General features: G+C 69.2%; 20 protein-coding genes. 13 read left to right on the top strand and 7 right to left on the bottom strand.

The features are described from left to right. From cysD to NL1_RS40260, 4 genes are all read right to left on the bottom strand, one after another. Nucleotides 1-948, bottom strand: a complete 948-nt coding sequence (cysD, locus tag NL1_RS20305; protein ID WP_067841637.1) for a sulfate adenylyltransferase subunit CysD — start codon at nt 946-948, stop codon at nt 1-3. After that, the gene (locus NL1_RS20300; protein WP_067841636.1) at nt 927-1,682 is read right to left on the bottom strand and encodes a phosphoadenylyl-sulfate reductase; all 756 of its coding nucleotides are present in this window, start codon (nt 1,680-1,682) and stop codon (nt 927-929) included. Before NL1_RS20300 ends, cysD begins: the two co-directional genes overlap by 22 nt. Before the next feature lie 34 nt (nt 1,683-1,716). Beyond that, on the bottom strand, nt 1,717-3,513 hold the full coding sequence (locus NL1_RS20295; RefSeq protein ID WP_084510788.1) for a nitrite/sulfite reductase: 1,797 nt from the start codon (nt 3,511-3,513) through the stop codon (nt 1,717-1,719). A gap of 127 nt (nt 3,514-3,640) precedes the next feature. Further along, a complete protein-coding gene (locus NL1_RS40260; protein WP_355000761.1) occupies nt 3,641-3,733 on the bottom strand; it encodes an Ms4527A family Cys-rich leader peptide in 93 nt (30 codons plus the stop codon). 215 nt (nt 3,734-3,948) lie between these two features. Here NL1_RS40260 and NL1_RS20290 point away from each other — a divergent pair, with 215 nt between their 5' ends. The 3 genes from NL1_RS20290 to hemW all read left to right on the top strand — a co-directional run bounded on the left by NL1_RS20290 (nt 3,949) and on the right by hemW (nt 6,897). Continuing rightward, on the top strand, nt 3,949-4,356 hold the full coding sequence (locus NL1_RS20290) for an SgcJ/EcaC family oxidoreductase (protein WP_067841634.1): 408 nt from the start codon (nt 3,949-3,951) through the stop codon (nt 4,354-4,356). A gap of 240 nt (nt 4,357-4,596) precedes the next feature. Beyond that, nucleotides 4,597-5,634, top strand: a complete 1,038-nt coding sequence (locus NL1_RS20285; RefSeq protein WP_067841632.1) for a fused (3R)-hydroxyacyl-ACP dehydratase subunits HadA/HadB — start codon at nt 4,597-4,599, stop codon at nt 5,632-5,634. A 57-nt stretch (nt 5,635-5,691) separates the two neighbouring features. Next, nucleotides 5,692-6,897 carry a radical SAM family heme chaperone HemW gene (hemW, locus tag NL1_RS20280; RefSeq protein WP_084510786.1) on the top strand — a complete coding sequence of 402 codons (1,206 nt, stop codon included), beginning with the start codon at nt 5,692-5,694 and terminating at the stop codon, nt 6,895-6,897. 126 nt (nt 6,898-7,023) lie between these two features. On the opposite strand, the gene NL1_RS20275 is transcribed toward hemW, so the two are convergent. Next, complete coding sequence (locus NL1_RS20275; protein ID WP_067841630.1) at nt 7,024-7,779, bottom strand: SDR family oxidoreductase; 756 nt, start codon at nt 7,777-7,779, stop codon at nt 7,024-7,026. A 143-nt stretch (nt 7,780-7,922) separates the two neighbouring features. On the opposite strand from NL1_RS20275, the gene NL1_RS20270 reads away from it, so the two are divergent. Then, entirely contained in the window at nt 7,923-8,138 is a 216-nt protein-coding gene (locus NL1_RS20270) for a hypothetical protein (protein WP_067841628.1), read from the top strand. A 3-nt stretch (nt 8,139-8,141) separates the two neighbouring features. On the opposite strand, the gene NL1_RS20265 is transcribed toward NL1_RS20270, so the two are convergent. Next, on the bottom strand, nt 8,142-8,354 hold the full coding sequence (locus tag NL1_RS20265; RefSeq protein ID WP_067841627.1) for a hypothetical protein: 213 nt from the start codon (nt 8,352-8,354) through the stop codon (nt 8,142-8,144). A 291-nt stretch (nt 8,355-8,645) separates the two neighbouring features. On the opposite strand from NL1_RS20265, the gene hrcA reads away from it, so the two are divergent. The 3 genes from hrcA to NL1_RS20250 all read left to right on the top strand — a co-directional run bounded on the left by hrcA (nt 8,646) and on the right by NL1_RS20250 (nt 11,720). Continuing rightward, nucleotides 8,646-9,677 carry a heat-inducible transcriptional repressor HrcA gene (gene hrcA / locus NL1_RS20260; RefSeq protein WP_067841625.1) on the top strand — a complete coding sequence of 344 codons (1,032 nt, stop codon included), beginning with the start codon at nt 8,646-8,648 and terminating at the stop codon, nt 9,675-9,677. A gap of 140 nt (nt 9,678-9,817) precedes the next feature. Then, nucleotides 9,818-10,975 (top strand): molecular chaperone DnaJ, encoded by a 1,158-nt coding sequence (gene dnaJ / locus NL1_RS20255; RefSeq protein ID WP_067841623.1) that lies wholly within the window; start codon nt 9,818-9,820, stop codon nt 10,973-10,975. A gap of 4 nt (nt 10,976-10,979) precedes the next feature. Continuing rightward, entirely contained in the window at nt 10,980-11,720 is a 741-nt protein-coding gene (locus tag NL1_RS20250) for a 16S rRNA (uracil(1498)-N(3))-methyltransferase (RefSeq protein ID WP_067841621.1), read from the top strand. Nucleotides 11,721-11,730: 10 nt separating this feature from the next. Here NL1_RS20250 and NL1_RS20245 read toward each other — a convergent pair whose 3' ends face one another. Beyond that, nucleotides 11,731-12,978 (bottom strand): MFS transporter, encoded by a 1,248-nt coding sequence (locus tag NL1_RS20245; protein WP_067841619.1) that lies wholly within the window; start codon nt 12,976-12,978, stop codon nt 11,731-11,733. Nucleotides 12,979-13,078: 100 nt separating this feature from the next. On the opposite strand from NL1_RS20245, the gene NL1_RS20240 reads away from it, so the two are divergent. The 6 genes from NL1_RS20240 to era all read left to right on the top strand — a co-directional run bounded on the left by NL1_RS20240 (nt 13,079) and on the right by era (nt 18,708). Further along, entirely contained in the window at nt 13,079-14,011 is a 933-nt protein-coding gene (locus NL1_RS20240; RefSeq protein ID WP_067841617.1) for a LysR family transcriptional regulator, read from the top strand. A 140-nt stretch (nt 14,012-14,151) separates the two neighbouring features. Beyond that, nucleotides 14,152-15,207 (top strand): PhoH family protein, encoded by a 1,056-nt coding sequence (locus NL1_RS20235; RefSeq protein ID WP_067841681.1) that lies wholly within the window; start codon nt 14,152-14,154, stop codon nt 15,205-15,207. 335 nt (nt 15,208-15,542) lie between these two features. Next, a complete protein-coding gene (gene ybeY / locus NL1_RS20230; protein ID WP_067841616.1) occupies nt 15,543-16,097 on the top strand; it encodes an rRNA maturation RNase YbeY in 555 nt (184 codons plus the stop codon). Continuing rightward, complete coding sequence (locus NL1_RS20225) at nt 16,094-17,446, top strand: hemolysin family protein (protein ID WP_067841614.1); 1,353 nt, start codon at nt 16,094-16,096, stop codon at nt 17,444-17,446. Before ybeY ends, NL1_RS20225 begins: the two co-directional genes overlap by 4 nt. Next, entirely contained in the window at nt 17,439-17,798 is a 360-nt protein-coding gene (locus NL1_RS20220) for a cytidine deaminase-like protein (protein ID WP_067841613.1), read from the top strand. The genes NL1_RS20225 and NL1_RS20220 overlap by 8 nt, the downstream gene beginning before the upstream one ends. Then, nucleotides 17,791-18,708 carry a GTPase Era gene (era, locus tag NL1_RS20215; protein ID WP_067841611.1) on the top strand — a complete coding sequence of 306 codons (918 nt, stop codon included), beginning with the start codon at nt 17,791-17,793 and terminating at the stop codon, nt 18,706-18,708. Before NL1_RS20220 ends, era begins: the two co-directional genes overlap by 8 nt. Nucleotides 18,709-18,744: the final 36 nt, after the last annotated feature.

The raw sequence follows: 18,744 nt of genomic DNA, 5'->3' as shown, positions 1-18,744 counted from the left end.
TCAGAAATAACCCTCTCGCTTGCGGTCTTCCATCGCGGCTTCGGAAACCCGGTCGTCACCACGGGTCGCGCCGCGTTCGGTCAGTCGGGACGCGGCCACCTCGGCGAGGATCGCCTCGTTGTCGTTCGCGTCGGAAATGATGGCGCCGGTGGTGGATCCGTCGCCGACGGTGCGGTACCGCACCGAGCGGGTCTCCAGCACCTCGCCCTCGCGCGGGCCGCCCCACACGCCCGGCGTCATCCACATGCCGTCGCGCTGGTACACGGGACGCTCGTGCGCGTAGTAGATGGTCGCGAGTTCGACGTTCTCCCTGGCGATGTAGCGCCAGATATCGAGCTCGGTCCAGTTGCTCAGCGGGAACACCCGCACGTGCTCGCCCGGCGCGTGCCGCCCGTTGTACAGGTTCCACAGCTCGGGGCGCTGGCGCTTCGGGTCCCACTGGCCGAAGGCGTTGCGCAGCGAGAAGATTCGCTCCTTGGCGCGGGAGCGCTCCTCGTCGCGTCGGCCGCCGCCGAACACCGCGTCGAAGCGGTTCTCGGTGATGGCGTCCAGCAGCGGCACGGTCTGCAGCGGGTTGCGGATGCCGTCCGCGCGCTCGGTGAGCCTGCCGTCGGCCAGGTAGTCCTCGACGCTGGCGACGTGCAGGCGCAGCCCGTACTTCTCGACCACCTTGTCGCGGAACTCCAGCACCTCGGGCAGGTTGTGGCCGGTGTCCACGTGCAGCAGCGCGAAGGGCAGCGGCGCGGGCCAGAAGGCCTTGAGCGCCAAGTGCAGCAGCACGGTGGAGTCCTTGCCGCCGGAGAACAGGATCACCGGCCGCTCGAACTCGCCCGCCACCTCGCGGAAGATGTGGATGGCCTCCGACTCCAGCGCCGCGAGGGTGTCGAAGTCGGTGATGCCAAGAGAGCGTTCACTGATGATCTCGGTCATGATTGGTGCAACCCGCATTCGGTCTTTGCGAGGCCGGCCCAGCGGCCGCTTCGCGGATCGGATCCCGGCTCCGGCTTCCGTGTGCACGGAGCGCAGCCGATGGACGGATATCCCTCCTCCACCAGGGGATTGACGAGGATGCCGTGCTGTTCGATGTAGGCCTGCATCTCGTCGTCGGACCACGGTGCGATCGGATTGATCTTCACCAGGCCGAAGGCCTCGTCGTAGGAGATCAGCGGCGCGTTGGCGCGGGTGGGGGCCTCCACCCGGCGGATGCCGGTGACCCAGGCGTTGTAGCCCGACAGCGACTTCTTCAGCGGCACCACCTTGCGCAGGCGGCAGCACTCGCCGGCGTCACGCGCGAACAGATCCTTGCCGAGCAGTTCGTCCTGTTCGGCGACGGTGTGCTCCGGGCGGACGTTGACCACGTTGACCCCGTACACGGCCTCGACCGCGTCGCGGGTGCCGATGGTCTCGGCGAAGTGGTAGCCCGTGTCAAGGAACAGCACGTCGACGCCGGAACGGACCTGCGCCGCGAGGTGGACGAGCACGCCGTCCTGCATGTTCGAGGCGACGATATAGCCGCCGCTGGTGACCGCTTGCGGGTCACTCGAAACAGCACGGCCGAAGGTCTCCTCGGTCCAGCGCAGCAGGTCGGCCGCCGAGGCGTCGGGGCCGAGTTCGGCCGCTCCGCGTTCGGCGATCGCCCGCAGCTCGTCTTCGGCGAGCTTGTCGGCGAGTTTCGTTGTCACAGTTGATCTCCCGTCAGCCGAGGCACGATCGTGCTCATCGCAGGTCGGCCTCGTCGGCGCGGACCGCCCACTGGGCGAACCGCTCGTCCGCGTTCCGGTTCTTGACGAAGTTGCGCACCACGCGCTCGATGTAGTCGCCGAGCTCGGCGCTGGTCACCTTGTGCTGGCGCAGCTTTCGGCCGAAGCCGCTGTCGAGTCCGAGGCTGCCACCGAGATGAACCTGGTAGCCCTCGACTTGATTCCCGTCGCCGTCGTCGACCAGCTGGCCCTTGAAGCCGATGTCGGCGATCTGGGACCGGCCGCAGGAGTTCGGGCAGCCGTTGATGTTCACCGTGATCGGCACGTCGAGGTGGGCGTTGACGTCGGCCAGCCGCTGCTCGAGCTCCGGTGCGAGCACCTGGGAGCGCTTGCGGGTCTCCACGAAGGAGAGCTTGCAGAACTCGATACCGCTGCACGCCAGCAGGTTTCGCCGCCAGATGGACGGGCGGGCCTGCAGGCCGAGCGGTTCCAGTTCGGCGATGAGCTGCTCGACCTTGTCGTCGGCGACGTCGAGCACGATCAGCTTCTGGTACGGGGTGAAGCGGATCCGGTCGGCGCCGATCTTCTCGACCGCGTCGGCCACCTTGGTGAGGATGGTGCCCGAGACGCGACCGGCGATGGGAGAGAAGCCTACGGCGTTGAGGCCGTTGCGCAGCCGCTGCACACCTACGTGATCGATCGGCTTGGCGGGCTGCTCCGGCGCGGGGCCGTCGATCAGCTTGCGCTTCAGGTACTTCTCCTCGAGCACCTCGCGGAACTTCTCGATGCCCCAATCCTTGATCAGGAACTTCAGCCGCGCCTTGGTGCGCAGGCGGCGGTAGCCGTAGTCGCGGTAGAGGGAGACAACGGCCTCCCACACGTCCGGCACCTCGTCCAGCGGGACCCAGGCGCCGACGCGCTGGGCGAGCATCGGGTTGGTGGACAGGCCACCGCCCACCCAGAGATCCAGTCCGGGACCGTGTTCGGGGTGCTCCACGCCGATGAACGCGACATCGTTGATCTCATGCACCACGTCCTGCTGGCCCGAGATCGCGGTCTTGAACTTGCGCGGCAGGTTCGAGTACTTCTTGTCGCCGATGTAGCGGCGCACGATTTCCTGGATCGCCGGGGTGGTGTCGATGATCTCGTCCAGCGATTCACCGGCCAGCGGCGAGCCGAGCACGACGCGGGGGCAGTCGCCGCACGCCTCGGTGGTCTGCAAGCCGACTTCCTCGAGCCGCCGCCAGATCTCCGGGACGTTCTCGATCTCGATCCAGTGGTACTGGACGTTCTCGCGGTCGGACAGGTCGGCGGTGTCGCGGCCGAACTCGGTGGAGATCTGGCCGAGCGTGCGCAGCTGCGCGACGTTCAGCGCGCCGCCGTCGCAGCGCACCCGCATCATGAAGTACTTGGCTTCGAGAATGTCGATGTTCTCGTCGCCGGTCCAGGTGCCGTCGTAGCCCTGCTCACGCTGGGTGTAGAGACCCCACCAGCGGAATCGGCCGCGCAGATCGGCCTTGTCGATGCTGTCGAACCCGCCCCGCGCGTAGATGTTCTCGATGCGTGCGCGGACGTTGAGCGGGTTGTCGTCCTTCTTGCTCTGCTCGTTCGGGTTGAGCGGTTCCCGGTAGCCGAGAGCCCACTGGCCCTCCGACTTGCGGCGTACGGGCTTGCCGGTGCGGGCGCGCGGCGCCGCCGACGCCTCGGGGCGCGGGCGGTCCGGTCGCACGCGGCGCTCGGTGGCCGGGCGTTCGGGACGCGCCTGCCGGGGTGTCGGCTGATCGCTGGGACCGGCGTCGGTGCTCGACGTCATGAGGTCGCTCCTGCTGGGTGGGTGGTACATCCGTGCTGAAGGCGTGAGGGGCTGACTCACGCCCGCGGTGTCAGCGGACCGATGCGATAAGGGATCGCCGGGAAACCCGGAAGAAGGCGCCGCTGAGCTACCGGTGAGAACCGGGCAGACAGCAGGCGCTACAGACGCGCTTGTAGTCGACGTGGCGACGTGCCACAAGTCGTACTCCCGATGCGCGCATGAGGGCTATTGTGCCATGTCAGCAGGGGCGTTCCGACCGTCATCCCAGTATTTCCCGCGGAATAGGGGGAAATTCCCTGGACCGCGAGGTCTATTTGTGATGGTCGTCATATTTCCCGGGGCGAATGCGGCCGGTGATTCGCCCGAACTGTCCGATGTGAACCGCGGCACTACCCCGTTGACCTCGAGTTTGCTCGAGGTACGAGTGTGTACCGCATGAGTACCGCACCCGTCGACGCCGACGTCGAAATCGAAGCCATCCGCCAGCTCGTCGCCACCGTCGAGCACGTGCAGCAGCACGAGCTCGTCGACGAATTCGTCGCGCTGTTCCGCGCCGACGCCATCTGGACGACGGGTCACGGCAAGCGCCTGTTCGGCCGCGACGCCATCGCCGAGTTCACCGCCGCCGTGCTGCCCGGCGCGACCGCGCACGGCAAGGCGACCTACGAGCTCGAGCACGTCCTGTTCATCCGCCCCGACGTGGCCGCGGTGAAGGTGCGCCAGCGGTACTTCACCACCGAGGGCGTCCTGGAGAGCGAGGGCACCCCGATGTACGTGATGGCCAAGGAGGAGGGCCGCTGGCTGCTCACCGCGAACCAGAACACGCCGATCGTCGCGGAGTGAGTTTCGGTCGTTCGCGGCCGCGCGCTGGTCAGCGCGGCCGCCGGGCCCCCGACTGGCGCTTCCAGTCGTGATGCATCGCCGACAGCGCCGGTCGCAACGCCCCACCACCTGACCGACGACCGTTCGGCTTGCGTGGCACCGGCGCTGTGTCCTGTGGGAGGGTGGCGTTTCACGCGTGAATGCGCTTGTGTTGTGTGGATGCCGATACGCGTCCCGAGGAATTCTGGAGCGAGGAGCGGCTTGGTGGAAGCAACGTTCGATGTGGCCGGGCTGGTGGGGCATCGCTATCGTGCGGACGACTACTACGAAGTGGGCCGGGAGAAGATCCGCGAGTACGCGCGGGCCGTGCAGGATTTCCATCCGGCGCACTGGAGCGAGGACGCTGCCGGTGACCTCGGGTACGCCGGTTTGGTCGCACCGACCACGTTCATCTCGACAGCCGCGATGCTGGCCAACCGTAAGCTCTTCGAAACGGTCATCAGGGGCTACGACGTGTTCGTGCAGACCGATCAGGTCTTCGAGATGTACAAGCCGGTGCTCACCGGTGATCGGTTGACCAGCGATGTCGAACTCTCCGCGGTTCGCCGCATAGCGGGCAAGGACCTGCTCACCATCACCAACACCTTCACCGATCAGACCGGCGAGGTCGTGCAGATCATGCATACGACCGTCATCGGCATCACGGGCGAGGACGTCGCCGCAGGCATCGGTGAGGCGATCGAGCGTGTGGTCATGCACGGCATCGACATGACCTCTCGAACCGCGGCCTCGGCAGCGCCCGCGCACAATGCGGCTGACCCGGTTTCCGAGACCGGCCCATGCCTTTCCTCGACCTCGCGGACCCGTATCCCGCGTACCACGGTCCGATTCGAGGACATCGCCGTCGGCGACGAGCTTCCGGCTCGGGTCGTGCGGCTGACGCGAGGTGACCTCGTGAATTACGCCGGGGTCTCCGGTGATGCGAACCCGATCCACTGGCACGAAGGGGTCGCCGCGCTCGCGGGTCTTCCCGGTGTGATCGCGCACGGCATGCTCACCATGGGCCTGGGGGCAGGATTTGTCACCGGGTGGCTCGGTGACCCGGGCGCTGTCACCAAGTACGCGGTCCGGCTGTCGAACTACACCGTCGTCGAAGCCGCCTGCGCCGGAAGCGTCGAGTTCACCGGGCGTATCAAGTCGATCGACCCCGAGAGCAGGAGCGCTGTCGTGGTCATCGTCGCGAAGTCCGCGGGACGCAAGGTCTTCGGCCTTGCCACCGTGGACGTCCGCTTCGCGTAGCCTCCGCGGGCGGTCCCCGGGCGGAGGGCGTCGAGGTTCGGCGGGCACACTGGACAGGTGAGTTCCGCCGTATCCCTCTCGGAGATCGACGCCGACGCGCCCGTGCTGCGCGACTTCGGCGGCGGGCCGTTCGGTGTGTACGTGCACGTGCCCTTCTGTGCGACACGCTGCGGATACTGCGACTTCAACACCTACACCGCGGGGGAGCTCGGCAGTTCGGCGTCGCCGCAGTCGTGGCTCGCGGCGCTGCGCGGCGAACTGGCCGCGGCCGCCGATCGGTTCGCCGGGCTGCCGTCGGCCACGCCCGAGGTCTCGACCGTCTTCGTGGGTGGCGGCACACCGTCGCTGCTGGGTGGGGACGGTCTCGCCGAGGTGCTCGACGCCGTCCGGTCGGCGTTCGCCCTCGCGCCGGATGCCGAGGTGACCACCGAGTCGAATCCGGAATCCACCTCGCCGGAGTTCTTCGATCGCCTCAGGGCGGCGGGGTACACCCGCATCTCGCTTGGCATGCAGTCGGCCGCCCGCCACGTGCTTGCCGTGCTGGACCGCACCCACACGCCGGGCCGCGCGGTCGCTGCCGCCCGCGAAGCGCGCGCCGCGGGATTCGAGCACGTGAACCTGGACCTGATCTACGGAACGCCCGGCGAGCGCGACGCCGATCTCGACGCCAGCCTGGACGCGGTGCTCGACGCCGGTGTGGACCACGTCTCCGCGTATTCGCTCATCGTCGAGGACGGAACCGCGTTGGCGCGCAAGGTACGTCGCGGCGAACTACCCGCCCCCGACGACGACGTGCTCGCCGCCCGCTACGAACGCATCGACACCCGCCTCACCGCCGCCGGACTAACCTGGTACGAGGTATCCAATTGGGCGGCAAACGATTCCGCTCGATGCAGGCACAACCTCGGCTACTGGGACGGCGGCGACTGGCTGGGCGCGGGTCCCGGCGCGCACAGCCACCTCGGCGGCGTGCGCTGGTGGAACGTCAAGCATCCGGCCCGGTACGCCGAGCGCGTCGCCCGCGGCGGACTGCCCGCCGCCGGCTGGGAGTCGCTCACCGACGACGAGCGCTACCTCGAACGCATCATGCTCACGGTGCGCCTCCGCACCGGCCTCCCGCTGGCCGATCTCGCACCCTCCGCCGCCCCCGCCGTGGACCGAATCATCGCCGACGGCTTGGCCATTCGATCCGCTGACCACCTCGTCCTCACCGACCGCGGCCGCCTCCTCGCCGACGGTATTGTGCGCGACCTCCTCGCCTGACCCCGCAGCCCCACCCGGCCTCTTCAGGCACGCACAGAGCGTGCTGTGGTGAAGCACGTTGCGAGAATCGGCGGGAGTCGAATGGTGGCTGTAGGACTGGTGCGGCCGCAGCACCTTTCGTGTCGACTACCGCGCCGGGTACTTGCGGTCCAGCCATTCGTCGAACGTCGGCCCCGCCAAGATCGCGTCCGGTCCGGGCAGCAGCGCGCCGGCGACCTGTAACTCGAAGTTCGGGTCCGTGCTGGCGGTGATCGCCTCGACGCGAGACGGATCACCCCGTCGCGCAGCGAGTTTCGCCACGGCAGCGGCGAGGTCCAGCTTCTCGGGGCCCGCGATCTCGACCATGTCGGCCGCGCTGTCGGCGAGTGCGAGGGCGGCCAGCTCTTCGGCGGTGGTGCGGGCCGCGACGAGTTGTGTCGGGAACGCGGGCACGTAGGCCGTGTCGTCGCGAGTCGTCCACTCGAGCATCATCTCGGTGAATTCGTGGAACTGGGCCGCCCGCAGCACCCGCACCGGCACCGGGCCCTCGCGGTAGCCCGCCTCGTGCGCCAGTTTTCCGGCGTAGTGCCCCGCGGTGAACGGGTCGATGCCGATGATCGAGATGACCGCGATGCGCCGCACGCCCGCCGCGGCCGCCTCCCGCTGCACGGTGCGCGCGACGGTGCCGAAGTAGTCCGTCACGGCCGCGGTGTCGGTGGTCGTCGTGCTGACCGCGTCCACCACGACGTCCACCCCGGCCAAGGTGTCCGCCAGTCCCGCACCGGTATAGACGTCCACGCCCGAGGTCCTGGTGATCGCCACGATGTCGTGGCCCTTGTTCTTCAGCACGTCGACCACTTCGCGGCCGATCCGCCCGCTCGCACCCACTACTGCGATTCGCATCCGGTACTCCTTCGCGTCGATACCTACCTCCGGAGGACGACGCGGCCACCCGAGGTGTGACATGTGTCCGCGAACGTCCTGGTATGCGCTCTATCGCGGGCCGGGGAACCCGCGTAGGCTCCGGCTCGACACCGAGGAGTCCCATGTCCCAGGACCAGCCCATCGATCTCGTTCCATGTTCGGGAGAATTCGCCGAGACCAGGGCCGCCCAGAAAGCGGAGAGCGCGCGCAAGAGCGCGATCGCGGCCCGGACGGTCGCCGCACACGCCTACGACGCCGCCGACTGCGAGTCGCTGCTCGCCATGCTCGGGCTCGACGCCCAGGCGGGCAAGCACGCCAAGGGTTTCGACAGCCGCTGAGAGTCAGCGCACGAACAGCTGCATGATCCCGAACACGATCGCGAGGGCAAGGGGGAGCCCGATGGTCGTCCAGGTGAGGGAGAACCAGACCAGGCCGGGCAGCGGCGGTGGTTCAGCGCCGATCGCGCCGTTGGTGGTCGGTGCGACGGCCGCGCGCGAGTAGATGATGGTGGTGTGTCCGGCGACGACCGGGACCACGGCTCGCCGGTCGCCCACGGGGCGCGCCAAGGCGGCGGTGCGACCCTCAGATGATGCAAACCGCGATCGGCCGTGATCATCGTGCTGCCCCACTGTGTCGGCTGCCGAAGAGTCCCCTCCCCATTGCGTTTCGCGACAACGTCGCCGAGAATGCCACGATCGCCCGGTCACGCGCTACGCGAGGCCGGGCGATTGGCAGGTCGGCCACTAAACTGGATACTCAGACGACCGGGAGACCGCGAGGCTTCGTGCCCTCCCACATGCGTCGGCGGGCCCGCGGCGTATCGAGAAGGCGAGGAGGTGGGGCCGATGTCGAGCACCGAGGATCGGCGCTTCGAGGTCCTGCGCGCGATCGTCGCGGACTATGTCGCCACGAAGGAGCCCATCGGGTCGAAAACCCTGGTGGAGCGGCACAATCTGGGTGTCTCCAGCGCGACGGTCCGCAACGACATGGCGGTGTTGGAGGCCGAGGGCTACATCGCCCAGCCGCACACCAGCTCCGGCCGCATCCCCACCGACAAGGGCTACCGGCAGTTCGTCGACCGGATCTCCGAGGTCAAGCCGCTCTCGCCCGCCGAACGGCGCGCGATCATGGAGTTCCTGGAGTCCGGCGTCGATCTCGACGACGTGCTGCGCCGCGGCGTGCGGCTGCTCGCCCAGCTGACCAGGCAGGTCGCGGTGGTGCAGTACCCGACCGTGTCGGCCTCGACGGTGCGTCACATCGAGGTGGTCGCGTTGAATCCGGCGCGTCTGCTGCTCGTGGTGATCACCGACACCGGCCGGGTCGATCAGCGTCTGGTGGAACTCGGCGCGGTGATCGACGACGAGGACCTGGCCGCGTTGCGCGCCATGCTCGGCGGCGCGATGGACGGCAAGCGCCTTGCCTCCGCCTCGGCCGCGGTCGCCGAACTTCCCGAGCGCGCCCCGCGTCAGCTGCGCGACGTGCTGATCCGGGTGTCCACCGTGCTGGTGGAGACGCTGGTCGAGCACCCGGAGGAGCGCCTCGTACTCGGCGGCACCGCGAATCTCACCCGCAACGCAGCCGATTTCGGCCTGCCGGGTTCGCTGCGGCAGGTGCTGGAGGCGCTGGAGGAGCAGGTGATCGTGCTCAAACTGCTCGCCGCCGCACAGCATCCCGGCACGGTGACCGTGCGTATCGGCGAGGAGACCCAGGTCGAGCAGATGCGCACCACGTCGGTGGTGTCGACCGGCTACGGCGTGGAGGGCGCGGTGCTCGGCGGCATGGGTGTGCTCGGGCCCACCCGGATGGATTATCCGGGCACGATCGCCTCGGTCGCGGCCGTGGCGCGCTATATCGGCGAGGTGCTCGCCGAGCGCTGACGCCGAACCGTGCTCACGGCGCTGCTACTCTCGAACCTCTGGCCGGATAAAGTTGAGTGCATCCGACTAATGCCGACCACGTCGGCATTCGGTTGGAGCGGCACAGGCGAGTCACAGCGACCAAGGACTAGAGAACTCAAGTGGCACGGGACTACTACGGACTGCTCGGCGTCGCGAAGAACGCGACCGACCAGGAGATCAAGCGCGCCTACCGCAAGCTGGCTCGCGAACTCCACCCGGACGTCAACCCCGACGAGGCCGCGCAGGCCAAGTTCAAGGACGTGTCGGCGGCCTACGAGGTGCTCTCCGACCCGGAGAAGCGCCGGATCGTCGACATGGGCGGCGACCCGCTCGAGTCCGGCGGAGGCGCCGGCGCGGGCTTCTCCGGCGCGGGTTTCGGCGGACTCGGCGACGTGTTCGAGGCGTTCTTCGGCGGCATGAGCGGCGCGGGCGGCGGCGGGCGCAAGCCGCGCGGCCGGGTGCAGCCGGGCGCCGACTCGCTGCTGCGCACCCGCCTCAGCCTCGCCGAATGCGCGGTCGGCGTCACCAAGCACCTGACCGTCGACACCGCGATCCTCTGCGACAACTGCCACGGCGCGGGCACCAACGGCAACTCCAAGCCGGTGCGCTGCGAAACCTGCGGCGGCGCAGGCGAAGTCCAGTCCGTGCAGCGGTCGTTCCTCGGCCAGGTGCTCACCTCGCGGCCGTGCCCGACCTGCCGCGGCGCGGGCGAGACCATTCCGGATCCCTGCCACAAGTGCGGCGGCGACGGCCGGGTCCGCGCCCGTCGCGAGATCGCCGCGCCCATTCCGGCGGGCGTCGCCAACGGCATGCGGGTCCGGCTGGCGGCCCAGGGCGAGGTCGGCCCCGGCGGCGGCCACGCGGGCGATCTGTACGTGGAGATCGTGGAGCAGCCGCACGACGTGTTCGTCCGCGACGGCGACGATCTGCACTGCACCATCCGGGTCCCGATGGTGGACGCCGCGCTCGGCACCACCGTCGTCGTCGACACGATCCTGGACGGCCCGACCGAACTGACCATCGCACCGGGCACCCAGCCGAACGAGGTGTCGGTGCTGCGCGGGCACGGCATGCCCCGGCTGCGCTCGGGCGCCCGCGGCGACCTGATCGCGCACCTCGACATCGTGGTGCCGACCAAGCTGGACGGCAAGCAGACCGACCTGCTGCGCAAGTACAAGGGCATGCGCGAGCGCGACCGCGCCGAGGTGATGTCGGCGCAGTCCGAGCACAACAGCGGTCTGTTCGCGCGGCTGCGCGCCTCGTTCAGCGGGCGCTGAGCCGTTGGCCGCCACGGTCTTCTACCTCGACGACATTCCCGAGCCCGGCGCGATCGCGGTGCTCGACGGTCCGGAGGGGCGGCACGCCGCGACCGTGCGGCGCATCCGGGTCGGCGAGCCGATCACCCTGTCCGACGGACGCGGTGTGCTCGCCACCTCGGAGGTGGTCGCCACCCAGCGCGACCGGCTCGACCTGAAGGTGCTGAACAAGACCGTGGCGCAGCCGGTTGCGCCACGCGTCACGGTGGTGCAGGCGCTGCCGAAATCGGACCGTTCGGAGCTGGCCGTCGAACTGATGACCGAGGCGGGCGCCGATGTCATCGTGCCGTGGCAGGCGGCGCGCTGCGTCGCCAACTGGGAGGGCAAGGCCGCCAAGGCCGTCGACAAGTGGCGCGCCGCGGCGCGCTCGGCCGCCCGCCAATCCCGGCGCGCCTACATTCCCGAGGTCGCGGACCTGCACCGCACCCGTGAGCTGCTCGAGTTGGTCCGAAAGGCCAAGGGCGAGGGCGCGATCGTGGCCGCGTTGCACGAATCCGGCCGCGGTCGTTTCACCGAACTGCCCTTCGCGGACGCGCCGGAGGTGGTGCTGATCGTGGGTCCCGAAGGCGGACTGGACGACGTCGAGCTCGCCGAACTCGTCGCGGCCGGAGCGGACGTCGTGCTGCTCGGGCCGACCGTGCTGCGCACGTCCACGGCCGCCGCGGTCGCGCTCGGTGCGCTGGGGGCGTTGACGCCGCGCTGGTGAACGGCCGGATCTACGACGGCTGGTGCGCGGCATCCCGCCGCGAACGAATCGTCGCGACGGCGAACAGGATCGCCCCGGCGGCGAGCAACGCGGCGACCGTGCCGATCAGCCCGAGCCAGCCCGTCTGCGCGAACACCAGACCCGACAGACCGCCGACGACCGCGCTGCCGAGGTAGTAGAAGAACAGGTACAGCGAGGAGGCCGCCCCGCGGTTGCCGTTGGCCAGCGCGCCGACCCACGCGCTCGCGACCGTGTGCGCGGCGAAAAAGCCCGCGGTGTAGAGCAAGACGCCCGCGACGACGCAGCCAAGCCGATCCGGAACGCTCAGCGCCAGCCCCACGCCCATCAGCGCCATCGACGCGGTGAGCATCCGATGCCTGCCGACGCGGTCGGCGAGGCGGCCGCCCCAGGCCGAGGTCACGGTGCCCGCCAGATACAGCAGGAAGACCGAACCCGCCACCGCCGCGGGCAATTCGAAGGGGTGTTGGGTGAGCCGGTAGCCGAGGAAGTTGTAGATCGAGACGAAACCGCCCATCAGGACGAAGGCCAACCCGAACAGCGCGAGCAGCTGATGGTGCCGCAGCTGTTGCCCGAGGTCGCCGAGGACCGTGCGCAGTCCGGCGGGCCGGGCGACGAAACCGCGCGAGGCGGGCAGCAGCCGGACGAACCACACCGTGCACGCCGCGGCCGCCACGCCGACCGCCGCCGCGGCCCAGCGCCAAGACGCCACGTCGAGGGCGAACGAGGGAATCAGACGTCCTGCCAGACCGCCGATCGTGGTGCCCGCGACATACACGCCCATCGCGGCGCCGAGTCCTTCGGCGCCGATCTCCTCGGCCAGGTACGCCATCGCCACCGCCGGTACTCCGGCCAGCGCGATGCCCTGCAGCGCCCGGCCCGCCAGCAGCGCGTCGAGCGAGGGACTGAACGGCAGCAGCAGGCCGATGACCGCGGCGGCTACCGCCGATCCGATCATCACCTTGGTGCGGCCGATCCGGCTGGACAGCGCGCTCACCGGCACGATAGCCACCGCGAGGCAGCCGGTGGTGAGCGAGACCGCCAGCGCCGCGCGGGCGGGCGTCGCGCCGAACGCCTCCGACAGGCTCGGCAGCAGCGCCTGCGCGTTGTACATGGACGCGAAGGTGGTGAGGCCCGCCGCGAACAGTGCGAGGGTGATCCGCCGGTCGTGCGCAGGGCCGGTGACGGACGGGCTCGCCGCGCGGGTGCCGGTCGACGGTTGCGCCGTGGTGCTGGTCATGGCTACCTCCTGAATTTCAGGATGGTCTTGGCCCTTTCCGAACGGAAATGAATAATGATTACCAACTTGATGCCTGTGTGACATATAGGGAGGTAGCGGGGTGCTCGGCGAAGATCTGCGGTGGTTCACGACACTCGCCGAGCTGGAGCGGATGAGCGCGGCGGCCGAGCGCTTGCACATCGCGCAGCCGACGCTGTCCCGCATGCTCGCCCGGTTGGAACGCAAGCTCGGCGCGGAATTGTTCGACCGGCGCGGAAAGCGCATCGCGCTCAACGAGTTCGGTCGCGTCTACTACGAACACGCGCGCCGCGCGCAGGCCGAGCTCGACGCCGCGGGGCAAGCCGTCGCCGATCTGGCCAATCCCGCGCGCGGAGTGGTGCGGCTGTCGTTCCTGCATACGTTCGGCGGCTGGCTGGTGCCGCAGTTGATCGCCGGTTTCCGGCGCAACGCGGGCCGGGTCACCGTGACGTTGCGCCAGGGCAGCGCGGAGAAGATCACGCGGCAGGTGCTCGACGGCACGGCCGACCTCGCCGTCGTCTCGCCGCGCCCGGCGGTGTCCGGCGTCGGGTGGCGCGGCCTGCTGCGCCAGCCGCTGGTGCTCGCCGTGCCCGCGGAGCACCGGCTGGCCGGGCGCAGGCAGGTGCGCATGGCCGAACTGGGCGGCGTCGAGTTCATCACCATGCCTTCCGGGTTCGGCATGCGGCGGATCTTCGACGAACTGTGCGCGGCCGCGGACATCCGCCCGCGGGTCGCCTTCGAGTCCAGCGACACGCGCACCGTCACCGGTCTGGTGACGGCGGGACTCGGGGTTGCGCTGCTGCCGCTGGAAGATCCGGCCCCGGCGGCGGCGCGCTCGGGGCCGGTGCTGGTGCCTTTGGCCGACGACAGCGCGTGGCGGGAGGTCGGGCTGATCTGGTCGGCCGCCGCGGCGCCGTCGGACGCGGTGCGACGATTCCGTGACTTCGCCGAGGATTGGTCCGACGGACACGGGGGAATATCCAGCACACGGCGGGAAAGGCCGCCGCATCGGTAGCCGTTTATTCACTGTGCGCTGTCGGTGGGGCGCGTTAAACTTTTGTCATTCCACCACGGCTGTCGAGACCGGAAAGCAGGCTGTCACCACTTTTGCGAACACAAGGCGAGATCGGCGACCCGACCAACCCCACTGCAGGCATTGGCGCCGGCGACAACGGCTCGGGCCCCGCAGCACGCACCGTGCGCTCCAGCATCGAGCTCGCTCCTGAATCCGTGTTCCCCTTCCTCGGTTCGGCCGACCAGAATCTGCGTCAGCTCGAGCAACTGCTCGACGCGGACATTCACGTCCGCGGCAATTCCGTGACCCTCACCGGCAAGGCGGCCGACGTCGCCCTCGCCGAGCGGGTCATCGAACAGTTGATCGCGCTGACCGGCCGAAACAGGGTGGTGACGCCGGAGGCGGTGCGGCACACGGTGTCGATGCTGACCGAGGGGTCCTCGGATTCCCCGGCCGAGGTGCTGAGCCTGGACATCCTGTCCCGGCGCGGCAAGACCATTCGTCCCAAGACGCTGAACCAGAAGCGCTACGTCGACGCGATCGACGCCAACACCATCGTGTTCAGCATCGGTCCCGCGGGCACCGGCAAGACCTACCTGGCCATGGCCAAGGCCGTGCAGGCGTTGCAGACCAAGCAGGTCAACCGGATCATCCTCACTCGTCCCGCCGTGGAAGCGGGCGAGCGGCTCGGCTTCCTGCCCGGCACGCTCAACGAGAAGATCGACCCGTACCTGCGCCCGCTGTACGACGCGCTGCACGACATGATGGACCCGGAGGCGATCCCGAAGCTGATGGCCGCGGGCGTCATCGAGGTTGCGCCGCTGGCGTACATGCGCGGCCGGACGCTCAACGACTCCTTCATCATTCTCGACGAGGCGCAGAACACCACGGCCGAGCAGATGAAGATGTTCCTGACGCGTCTGGGTTTCGGGTCCAAGATCGTGGTCACCGGCGACATCACCCAGGTCGACCTGCCCACCGGCGCTCGCTCCGGCCTGCGCGCGGCGGCGGAGATCCTCACCGAGATCGAGGACATCCACTTCTCGGAGCTCACCAGCAGCGACGTCGTCCGCCACCGCTTGGTCTCGGACATTGTCGACGCCTACGACCGCTGGGAGTCCAACCGGCCGCAGGTCACCCCGCACTACCCGGGCAACCGCGCCCAGCGCCGCGCCGCAGGCCGCGACCGGCGCTGAGCACTACGCCTGCCACAGCCGAATACACCGGCCGCTGACCCTCGTCGGCGGCCGGTCTCGTCTGTCCAAGATCGGCTGCCGCGCCTTCGACCTGCCCGGTGCGGGGTTGCGTCCAGAAGGCGGCTGCCTCGCGTTCGTTCGGTCCAAATCCGGGGCTGCGGGCGGATGACGTCCGACTGGTCGAATACGCGGCTGCCTCGCCTTCGCTCGGCCCGGCGCGGGGCTGCGGGCGGACTACGTCCGGCTGCGTCTAATAGGCGTACCTCCGCCTTCGCTCCGGCCGTGCGCGGGGCTGCGGACGGACTGCGTCCGACTGCGTCGAATAGGCTGTTCAGGTGAGCATCGAGATCGCCAACGAGTCGGGTATCGACGTACCCGAAGAAGACCTGGTCAGTGTTGCGCGGTTCGTGATCGCCCGGATGGACGTCCATCCGGCGGCCGAGCTGTCGATGGTGCTCGTCGATCTCGACACCATGGCCGACCTGCACATGCGCTGGATGGACCTACCTGGCCCCACCGACGTGATGTCCTTCCCGATGGACGAGCTCGAGCCGGGCGGGCGGCCGGACAGCCCCGAGCCGGGCCCCTCGATGCTCGGCGACATCGTGCTGTGCCCGGAGTTCGCGGGGGCGCAGGCGCGCAAGGCGGGGCATTCGCTCGAGCACGAGCTCGCGTTGCTCACCGTGCACGGCGTGCTGCACCTGCTCGGCTACGACCACGCCGAGCCGGAAGAGGAGAAGGAGATGTTCGAGCTGCAGGCCCGGCTGCTCGAGGAGTGGTACGAGAGCCTGCGCGAGGCCAGGCGGCGCGCCGAACTCGCCGAGCGCGACGCCCGCCTGCTCGGCAAGGCCGGCTTCACCGGACCCGGTGACGCCCTGGGCCCGGCGTGAGCTCACTGACCCTGATCCTGCTGGCCGTCCTGCTGGTACCCGCGGGTGGACTGTTCGCCGGTGTCGACGCGGCGCTGAACACGATCTCCCTGGCACGCCTCGGCGACATGGTGCGCGTCGATCGTCCCGGCGCCGCGCGATTGAGCCGTATCGTGGCCGACCGCGCCCGCTACGTGAACCTGATGGTGCTGCTGCGCGTGCTGTGCGAGATCGGCGCGACGGTGCTGCTCGCCGCGGCGCTCATCGAGATCTGGGACGACAACTGGGCGCTGCTGATCACCGCCGCGGTGATGGTGCTCGTCGACTACGTGGTGATCGGTGTCGGTCCGCGCACCCTCGGCCGCCAGCACGCCTATTCACTCGCCTTGGCCGCCGCGCTGCCGTTGCAGTTCATCGGCGCGCTGCTCGGCCCGGTGAGCAGGCTGCTGATCCTGATCGGTAACGCCATCACACCGGGTAAGGGTTTCCGCAACGGCCCCTTCGCTTCGGAGGTCGAGCTGCGCGAGGTGGTCGAGATGGCCGGCGAGCGCGGCGTGGTGGCCGACGACGAACGCCGCATGATCCAGTCGGTGTTCGAGCTTCGCGATACCGCGGCTCGCGCGGTGATGGTGCCGCGCACCGAGATGGTGTGGATCGAGGCGGACAAGTCGGCCGCGCAGGCCATGTCGCTCGCGGTGCGCAGCGGTCACTCGCGCATCCCGGTGGTCGGCGAGAACGTCGACGACATCCTCGGCGTCGTGTACCTGAAAGACCTTGTGCCGTACGCCGATCGCAGCCGCAAGGTGCGGGTGCACGACGTGATGCGCCCGGCGGTGTTCATGCCCGACTCCAAGCCGCTGGACGATCTGCTCGACGAGATGCAGCGCCGCCGCAATCACATGGCGCTGCTCGTCGACGAATACGGCGGCATCGCGGGCCTGGTGACCATCGAGGACGTGCTCGAGGAGATCGTCGGCGAGATCGCCGACGAGTACGACATCGCCGAGATCCCGCCCGTGAAGGAGCTTGGTGAGGGCCGCTTCCGGGTGTCCACCCGGTTGTCGGTGGAGGATCTCGGCGAGCTGTACGGCATGGACATCGAGGACGAGGACGTCGACACGGTGGGCGGCCTGCTCGCCCACGAACTCGGCCGGGTGCCGTTGCCCGGCTCGAAGGTCGTGGTGCACGGGCTGGTGCTGCGCGCCGAGGGCGGTCCGGATCAGCGCGGCCGGATGCGGATCAACACGGTCCTGGTGCGCAAGGCGCCGGAGAAATCCGAGAAAGCGGGCGCGGCCCGTGCCGACGGCGCAAAATCCAACGGCGGCAAGCGCAATGACAACGAGGACGAGGACGGAGCAACCGATGACTGAACTGGATGCCGAGGACACCAAGCTGCTGACCCTGGCGCGCGGCGCGATGGGCCGCACCGGTGGGACGGGCGGCGCGGCGATCCGCGACACCGACGGCCGCACCTACGCGGCGGGCGAGGTGGACTTGCAGGTGCTGCGGCTCACCGCGCTGCAGGCCGCCGTCGCGGCCGCGATCTCCAGCGGCGCAGAGGGTTTCGAGGCGGCCGTGGTGGTCGGCGGCCGGTTCTCCGACGCCGGGGTCGCCGCGGTGCGCGAGGTGTCCGGCGAGGCGCGGATCATCTTCACCGACCGCGCTGGCGCGGTGTTCGACATCGTCGACGACGCGGCGGGCGCCGAGGTGCAGGGTGGCTGACAAGTCGGATTCCGCCGAATTCCGTTCCGGTTTCGTCTGTTTCGTCGGCAGGCCGAACACCGGCAAGTCGACGCTGACCAACGCGCTGGTCGGCGCGAAGATCGCGATCACCTCCTCGCGGCCGCAGACCACGCGCCACACCATCCGCGGCATCGTGCACCGCGACCACGCGCAGCTGATCCTGGTCGACACGCCGGGTCTGCACCGCCCGCGGACCCTGCTCGGCCAGCGGCTCAACGATCTGGTGCGCGATACCTATTCCGAGGTCGACGTGATCGCGATCTGCATCCCCGCCGACGAGAAGATCGGGCCCGGCGACCGCTGGATCGTGCAGCAGATCAAGCAGATGGCGCCGAAGACCACGGTGCTCGGCGTGGTCACCAAGATCGACAAGGTGAGTCGCGACCAGGTCGCCGCCCAGCTGCTCGCCGTCTCCGAACTGCTCGGTCCCGAGGCCGACGTGGTGCCGGTGTCGGCGGTCAAGGGCGAGCAGGTCGAGGTCCTCGTCGACGTCATCGCCTCGAAAATGCCGGAGGGCCCGGCCTTCTACCCCGACGGCGAGCTCACCGACGAGCCCGAGGAAACGCTCATGGCCGAGCTCATCCGCGAGGCCGCGCTGGAGGGCGTGCGCGACGAGCTGCCGCACTCGCTGGCCGTGGTGATCGAGGAGGTTCTCCCGCGCGAGGAGAACGAGGAGATGCTCGACGTGCACGCGCTGCTGTACGTCGAACGCCCGAGCCAGAAGGCCATCGTCATCGGCAAGGGCGGCAGCCGCCTCAAGGAGGTCGGCACCAACGCGCGCAAGCAGATCGAGCACATCCTCGGCGTGCGGATCTATCTGCACCTGCACGTCAAGGTCGCCAAGGATTGGCAGCGCGATCCGAAACAGCTTGGCAAACTGGGCTTCTGAGCGAACGGCCCGTTCGCGGGTCGCGAACTCGAGCGA

It is taken from the genome of Nocardia lijiangensis NBRC 108240 (assembly GCF_001613045.1).
In the GTDB taxonomy this organism is placed as follows: domain Bacteria; phylum Actinomycetota; class Actinomycetes; order Mycobacteriales; family Mycobacteriaceae; genus Nocardia; species Nocardia lijiangensis.
The sequence above is the reverse complement of the archived record's forward strand: the minus strand, read 5'-3'. Positions and strand labels throughout refer to the sequence as shown.